General features: G+C 49.7%; 7 protein-coding genes. 5 read left to right on the forward strand and 2 right to left on the reverse strand.

The genetic code is table 11. The features are described from left to right. Positions 1 to 92: 92 nt before the first annotated feature. From gltJ to hscC, 5 genes are all read left to right on the forward strand, one after another. Entirely contained in the window at positions 93 to 833 is a 741-nt protein-coding gene (gene gltJ / locus E0D98_RS08545) for a glutamate/aspartate ABC transporter permease GltJ (protein ID WP_000020944.1), read from the forward strand. Beyond that, on the forward strand, positions 833 to 1,507 hold the full coding sequence (gene gltK, locus E0D98_RS08550; RefSeq protein WP_000272824.1) for a glutamate/aspartate ABC transporter permease GltK: 675 nt from the start codon (positions 833 to 835) through the stop codon (positions 1,505 to 1,507). The genes gltJ and gltK overlap by 1 nt, the downstream gene beginning before the upstream one ends. Further along, positions 1,507 to 2,232 (forward strand): glutamate/aspartate ABC transporter ATP-binding protein GltL, encoded by a 726-nt coding sequence (gene gltL / locus E0D98_RS08555; RefSeq protein ID WP_000631384.1) that lies wholly within the window; start codon positions 1,507 to 1,509, stop codon positions 2,230 to 2,232. The genes gltK and gltL overlap by 1 nt, the downstream gene beginning before the upstream one ends. Positions 2,233 to 2,349: 117 nt before the next feature. Continuing rightward, positions 2,350 to 3,285 carry a pyrimidine-specific ribonucleoside hydrolase RihA gene (gene rihA, locus E0D98_RS08560; protein WP_001207522.1) on the forward strand — a complete coding sequence of 312 codons (936 nt, stop codon included), beginning with the start codon at positions 2,350 to 2,352 and terminating at the stop codon, positions 3,283 to 3,285. An 83-nt stretch (positions 3,286 to 3,368) separates the two neighbouring features. Then, a complete protein-coding gene (gene hscC / locus E0D98_RS08565) occupies positions 3,369 to 5,039 on the forward strand; it encodes a molecular chaperone HscC (RefSeq protein WP_000367872.1) in 1,671 nt (556 codons plus the stop codon). A 59-nt stretch (positions 5,040 to 5,098) separates the two neighbouring features. On the opposite strand, the gene djlC is transcribed toward hscC, so the two are convergent. Together djlC and E0D98_RS08575 are read right to left on the reverse strand one after the other, a co-directional pair. Further along, entirely contained in the window at positions 5,099 to 6,550 is a 1,452-nt protein-coding gene (djlC, locus tag E0D98_RS08570) for a co-chaperone DjlC (protein ID WP_001306979.1), read from the reverse strand. Further along, positions 6,547 to 7,254, reverse strand: coding sequence for a DUF1266 domain-containing protein (locus E0D98_RS08575; protein WP_001030930.1), 708 nt, complete (start codon positions 7,252 to 7,254; stop codon positions 6,547 to 6,549). The genes djlC and E0D98_RS08575 overlap by 4 nt, the downstream gene beginning before the upstream one ends. Positions 7,255 to 7,297: the final 43 nt, after the last annotated feature.

Here is a 7,297-nt window from a genome sequence, read left to right on the forward strand (position 1 = left end):
TCCCCATCGGGCCTGAAAACCGCAATACGCTGGGTAACAATCTTCGAGGGTAGCAGTTAACGCTGCTACCCTCTTTTTTCTGGAGTAGATTTATGTCTATAGACTGGAACTGGGGTATTTTTTTACAACAAGCCCCGTTCGGCAACACCACCTATCTTGGTTGGATCTGGAGTGGTTTTCAGGTGACGATCGCTTTGTCGATCTGCGCCTGGATTATCGCTTTCCTCGTCGGTTCATTTTTCGGCATTTTACGTACCGTTCCAAACCGTTTTCTCTCCGGTCTGGGTACGTTGTATGTCGAACTGTTCCGCAACGTGCCGTTGATTGTGCAATTCTTTACCTGGTATCTGGTGATCCCGGAGTTGCTGCCAGAGAAAATCGGTATGTGGTTTAAGGCCGAGCTGGATCCCAATATTCAGTTTTTCCTTTCATCCATGCTCTGCCTGGGGCTGTTTACCGCCGCCCGTGTTTGCGAACAGGTACGCGCCGCCATTCAGTCGTTGCCGCGTGGGCAAAAAAATGCCGCGCTGGCGATGGGCCTGACGCTACCGCAGGCTTATCGATACGTACTGCTGCCTAATGCTTATCGCGTTATCGTCCCGCCGATGACTTCCGAGATGATGAACCTGGTGAAAAACTCCGCCATCGCCTCGACTATTGGTCTGGTGGATATGGCGGCGCAGGCGGGTAAATTGCTTGATTACTCAGCCCACGCCTGGGAGTCGTTTACCGCTATTACGCTGGCGTATGTGTTGATTAACGCGGTTATCATGCTGGTAATGACGCTGGTTGAACGTAAAGTTCGCCTGCCTGGCAACATGGGGGGCAAATAATGTACGAGTTTGACTGGAGTTCCATTGTCCCTTCCCTGCCATATCTGCTCGACGGGCTGGTGATCACGCTGAAAATCACCGTCACGGCAGTCGTGATTGGTATTTTGTGGGGCACCATGCTGGCGGTGATGCGCTTGTCCAGCTTTGCGCCCGTAGCGTGGTTTGCCAAAGCCTACGTTAACGTATTCCGCTCGATTCCTTTAGTTATGGTTTTGCTGTGGTTTTACCTGATCGTGCCAGGTTTTCTGCAAAACGTGCTGGGATTATCACCAAAAAATGATATCCGTTTAATTTCGGCGATGGTGGCGTTTTCAATGTTTGAAGCGGCCTACTATTCAGAGATTATCCGTGCTGGTATTCAAAGTATTTCTCGTGGTCAGTCGAGCGCCGCGCTGGCGTTGGGAATGACTCACTGGCAGTCGATGAAACTGATTATTCTGCCGCAGGCGTTCCGCGCGATGGTGCCGCTTCTGCTCACTCAGGGCATCGTACTGTTCCAGGATACCTCACTGGTGTATGTGTTATCTCTGGCCGATTTCTTCCGTACCGCCTCAACCATTGGTGAGCGTGATGGTACGCAGGTTGAGATGATCCTATTTGCCGGATTTGTTTATTTCGTTATTAGTCTTAGCGCGTCGTTGTTGGTCAGCTACTTGAAAAGAAGGACAGCATAATGATTACCCTGAAAAATGTTTCAAAATGGTATGGTCACTTTCAGGTGCTGACCGACTGCTCAACCGAAGTGAAAAAAGGCGAAGTGGTGGTGGTTTGCGGCCCGTCTGGTTCCGGCAAATCAACGCTGATTAAAACCGTCAACGGCCTCGAACCAGTGCAGCAAGGTGAAATCACCGTCGATGGTATCGTGGTTAATGACAAGAAAACCGATCTGGCAAAGCTGCGTTCCCGCGTCGGGATGGTGTTCCAGCATTTTGAGTTGTTCCCCCATTTGTCGATTATTGAAAACCTGACTCTGGCGCAGGTGAAAGTGCTTAAACGCGATAAAGCGCCCGCTCGTGAAAAAGCATTGAAATTGCTGGAGCGCGTGGGACTTTCCGCACATGCTAATAAATTTCCGGCGCAGCTTTCCGGCGGTCAGCAGCAGCGTGTGGCAATCGCTCGCGCGTTGTGTATGGATCCTATTGCGATGCTGTTCGACGAACCGACATCGGCGCTGGATCCGGAGATGATCAACGAAGTGCTGGACGTGATGGTGGAACTGGCGAACGAAGGAATGACCATGATGGTGGTGACCCACGAAATGGGCTTTGCCCGCAAAGTGGCGAATCGGGTGATCTTTATGGACGAGGGTAAAATTGTCGAAGACTCGCCGAAAGACGCTTTCTTCGATGATCCGAAATCGGACCGCGCGAAAGACTTCCTCGCGAAAATCCTGCATTAATCACTCTGGCGCGCCTACCCAAGTGCGCGCCATCTCACGCTTTATCGTTTCGCCCCTCGTATCTGTTACATCCTGGCGTTACCCTTGTCGCAAAGAAGCACACAACAAGGAGCAACAATGGCACTGCCAATTCTGTTAGATTGCGACCCAGGTCATGACGACGCTATCGCAATAGTTCTCGCCCTCGCCTCACCAGAGCTTGATGTCAAAGCAATTACGTCTTCCGCCGGAAACCAGACACCAGAAAAAACCTTACGCAATGTTCTGCGTATGCTGACCTTGCTTAATCGCACCGATATTCCGGTAGCAGGCGGCGCGGTAAAACCGTTAATGCGTGAGTTGATTATCGCGGACAATGTGCACGGCGAAAGCGGTCTGGATGGCCCGGCATTACCGGAACCGACGTTCGCACCGCAAAACTGTACGGCGGTAGAGCTGATGGCGAAAACGCTGCGCGAAAGTGCGGAACCTGTCACGATTGTGTCTACCGGACCGCAAACTAACGTTGCCTTGCTGCTCAATAGCCATCCGGAACTGCATAGCAAAATTGCCCGTATCGTGATTATGGGCGGCGCAATGGGGCTTGGTAACTGGACGCCTGCGGCTGAATTTAATATTTACGTTGACCCGGAAGCGGCAGAAATTGTCTTCCAGTCAGGGATCCCAGTGGTGATGGCCGGTCTGGATGTTACTCACAAAGCACAAATCCACGTTGAAGACACCGAGCGTTTCCGCGCGATTGGCAACCCTGTTTCAACCATTGTTGCCGAACTGCTGGATTTCTTCCTCGAATATCATAAAGACGAAAAATGGGGCTTTGTCGGTGCACCGCTGCATGACCCATGCACCATCGCCTGGCTGTTGAAACCCGAGTTGTTTACCACTGTTGAGCGCTGGGTTGGCGTGGAAACACAGGGGAAATATAGCCAGGGTATGACGGTTGTTGATTATTATTATCTGACTGGCAATAAACCGAATGCCACTGTAATGGTCGATGTTGATCGTCAGGGCTTTGTTGATTTACTGGCTGATCGTCTGAAATTTTACGCTTAACACACGTCATTGATTAAGATCACCACGCGTTACCTGGGTGGTCTTAATCTGTTTATCTCTTTTTCTTTCAAGATATAAATGCAATGGATAATGCAGAACTCGCCATTGGTATCGATCTCGGCACTACCAATAGTTTAATTGCCGTCTGGAAAGACGGTGCCGCGCAATTAATTCCAAATAAGTTCGGTGAATATTTAACACCATCCATAATTAGCATGGATGAAAATAATCATATTTTAGTCGGAAAACCGGCTGTATCACGGCGTACTTCGCATCCGGATAAAACGGCAGCGTTATTTAAACGTGCAATGGGCAGTAATACCAACTGGCGGTTAGGCAGCGACACATTTAACGCGCCAGAACTGTCCTCTTTGGTATTACGCTCATTAAAAGAAGATGCCGAAGAATTTCTGCAACGTCCGATTAAAGATGTGGTGATCTCCGTTCCGGCTTATTTCAGCGATGAACAACGCAAGCATACCCGTTTAGCAGCGGAGTTAGCCGGGTTAAATGCGGTACGCTTAATTAATGAACCCACAGCAGCTGCGATGGCGTATGGCCTGCATACCCAACAAAATACCCGTTCGCTGGTGTTTGATCTCGGTGGCGGCACGTTTGACGTTACGGTGCTTGAGTACGCCACGCCGGTGATTGAAGTTCACGCCTCCGCTGGCGACAACTTTCTTGGTGGCGAAGATTTTACCCATATGCTGGTCGATGAGGTTTTAAAACGCGCGGATGTCGCCAGGACCACGCTTAACGAGAGTGAACTGGCAGCCTTGTACGCCTGTGTGGAAGCGGCAAAATGTAGCAATCAATCGCCATTGCACATTCGCTGGCAGTACCAGGATGAAACGCGGGAGTGCGAATTTTACGAGAACGAACTGGAAGATTTGTGGTTGCCGCTGCTCAATCGCTTGCGAGTGCCGATTGAACAGGCGTTGCGCGATGCACGTCTGAAGCCGAGTCAAATCGACAGTCTGGTGCTGGTTGGCGGCGCGTCACAAATGCCGCTGGTGCAGCGAATCGCCGTGCGTCTGTTTGGCAAATTACCGTATCAAAGTTACGATCCGAGCACCATTGTCGCGCTGGGCGCAGCAATCCAGGCCGCCTGCCGCTTACGCAGTGAAGATATTGAAGAGGTAATCCTCACTGATATTTGCCCTTACTCGTTGGGCGTTGAAGTTAACCGCCAGGGCGTTTCCGGCATTTTCTCGCCGATTATTGAACGAAACACCACTGTGCCCGTGTCGCGTGTAGAAACTTATTCAACCATGCACCCGGAACAGGATTCAATTACGGTTAACGTCTATCAGGGAGAAAACCACAAAGTTAAAAACAACATTCTGGTGGAATCCTTCGATGTGCCGTTGAAGAAAACCGGGGCTTATCAGTCGATTGATATTCGCTTTAGTTATGATATCAACGGGTTGCTTGAAGTTGACGTGCTTCTGGAAGACGGCAGCGTTAAGTCCAGAGTGATTAACCACAGCCCGGTAACATTGAGCGCGCAGCAGATTGAAGAGAGTCGGACGCGGTTATCCGCATTGAAAATTTATCCGCGCGATATGCTCATCAATCGCACCTTTAAAGCCAAACTGGAAGAGTTGTGGGCGCGGGCGCTGGGTGACGAGCGAGAAGAGATTGGCCGGGTGATCACCGATTTTGATGCGGCGCTGCAGTCAAACGATATGGCCCGCGTCGATGAGGTCAGGCGGCGGGCGAGCGTTTATTTAGCCATTGAGACCTCATAATCACGGCTGCCGGATGCGGCGTAAACGCTGCATCCGGCATCGGCGCAAAAAACACATCGTCAACTAAACAACATCGCGATTTTGCCGAGAGCATAACCTATAACCAGCACCGTTAAACTGATTTTGATAATGCTGGTAATGCTCTGTGGTTTTTCACCCTCATCATTTTTTTCTTCATGGTTTTCAGGTGTTGGCTCATCGACATCTTCATCCTCCGGCTCGAGTTTTACTTTCGTCAACAGCAACCGGGTGATAATGGCCTCTAATGGATGAGCATCTCCGCCTTCCAGCCTTGTATTAAGACGGGCCAGCATCTCTTGTTTCGGAAACGCTTCAAGTACTACCTGTTCCGCTACCCGATACAAATCCAGTAACGGTGAATCTTCTTCTGTCTCGCTACCGACTCTCGATTTCCACCACGCCCATGCTTTGCGTTTGAAGAATAACGACTCAATAAACGATTGACCTAACGGCGATAATTTTCCGCTATGTAAAATTTCCGCCCATAACAGCCGCGTCCGGGCGCTCTCACCAGGAACATATTTCAGCGGTTGACCTTGCGCATCTACCATGCTCCGCGCTTCGATAACCATCACTAATAACGCGAAATAATCCGGGCAATGACGCTTGCTCCACTGCAACAACAAATTATCAGCTTGTGTAGATGGGTAACTCTCCCAGTATGCGCAGAGCTCAGCAAGCAGGCTTTCCCCCTCGCCGCAGTACAAACGTTGTGCACACTGGTAATACCGGGCATCTTCGCTTTCTGGTTCTTCCGCTTGCCACTGTTTGGCTACAGGAATGAGTTCCGCCATACCTGTTTGCACCGAGCTGTACCAGCGCAACAGTTTGCGATGTAACTTTGCATCATCAGGAATGAACCACGGACCTTCCATCGCCAAAAACGCAGTGACATAGTCAGGATGGTAACGGCAGCAACGTTCCAGCGCGAAGTAATATTCAACAGTCTGGTTCTGTAACGCGACGGGATATTCCAGAAGGCTAAGGAAATCGAAACAATCACCAGCCTGAATGGCCTCAAGAAAAGCCTCCCTTTCTTCCTCATCCATTCCTTCGCTGTCATTAAACGAATGCCAGTTCAAACGCTCTGCCAGCAAAGAAGCACAATTTAATGAAAGATATCGCGCTTCTATAGCGATTGCACACAGCGGCCAGCGTAATTGATCGACATCCTCCATGTTCCAGGTATTTAATTGCTGAATAAATTTCTGCCAGGCGGAGGGCTGAAAACGATCACTTTCTGAATCCAGTAATGTCCTGAATGCACGTAGTATTTCATGTTCAGCGGCGGCATCTTTATCTTCATTATCTGCTTCCCCGACAGGATTTACCGCCAGTCGCAGGGCCTCTTCATAGGCCTGGCGTAATGCTTTAAACCCCTGCGGATCGGTTTCGGGATGACATAACGGTAAGCGAGCAAGATAAGCCTGGCGGATAATGTCTATTTGCGTCGTGCTTTCAATTTCGAGGATTTGCCAACATGTTTTCATAGGTCGCTCACATCCTTAAGCGTTACCGGGCATTCAGGCTGGACAGTTAATGGCTGCCAGGGAAGCGTGGCATAGAAACGATCGCTTCCCGCTGCCAGCTCTTCGAACATCCGACTCCCGGCGCTATCGTATTTGTACAGGGTTAGCGCCTCGCGTAGCGAAGTGTTGTCTTCGCACTGAGAAGATTGCCAGTAGAGACGTCCTAACGAATAGGCGGAAAAATAGTGCATCCAGCTGTGATAGTAATGGTGAGCTCGTACATAGACGCGCGATTGCAGCCATAAACTCTCTTCTTCCGTCAGCCAGTTGTTGAGCACACCGACCCGTGACAGAAACCCCATTCGAACATAATCCCAGGCTTTGATTCCCCCTTCTCCACAGCACATAGCGGTTTGGGCAACGAATTGGGTATAAATCAACCCTCTCTCCGAGCCACCAGCAATTAATGCTTTCCACTCTTCAGGGGAAGAGCGATGCCATGTCAGATATAAGCCAGCTAAATCATTGGCATGACCATCATCAGTCATCTGATAAATAGTCTGAATTAAATCATCACGATTATTTATTCCCCAGGATGATGAGAGATCGAATTCTTTTATACCGGTATACATTTTTGGCGAGTCATGCGCGGGTTTGCAACCCTGATTAAGTATTTCCATGGGCGCAGAAAGCGCAAAAAGAAGATATTGTTCTTCCTTATTCATTTGTTAATAATCCCTTAAGTGCATTAACTGACTACTTTTTTAT

Source organism: Escherichia sp. KCJ4928 (assembly GCF_004352695.1).
Taxonomy (GTDB): Bacteria; Pseudomonadota; Gammaproteobacteria; order Enterobacterales; family Enterobacteriaceae; genus ECMA0423.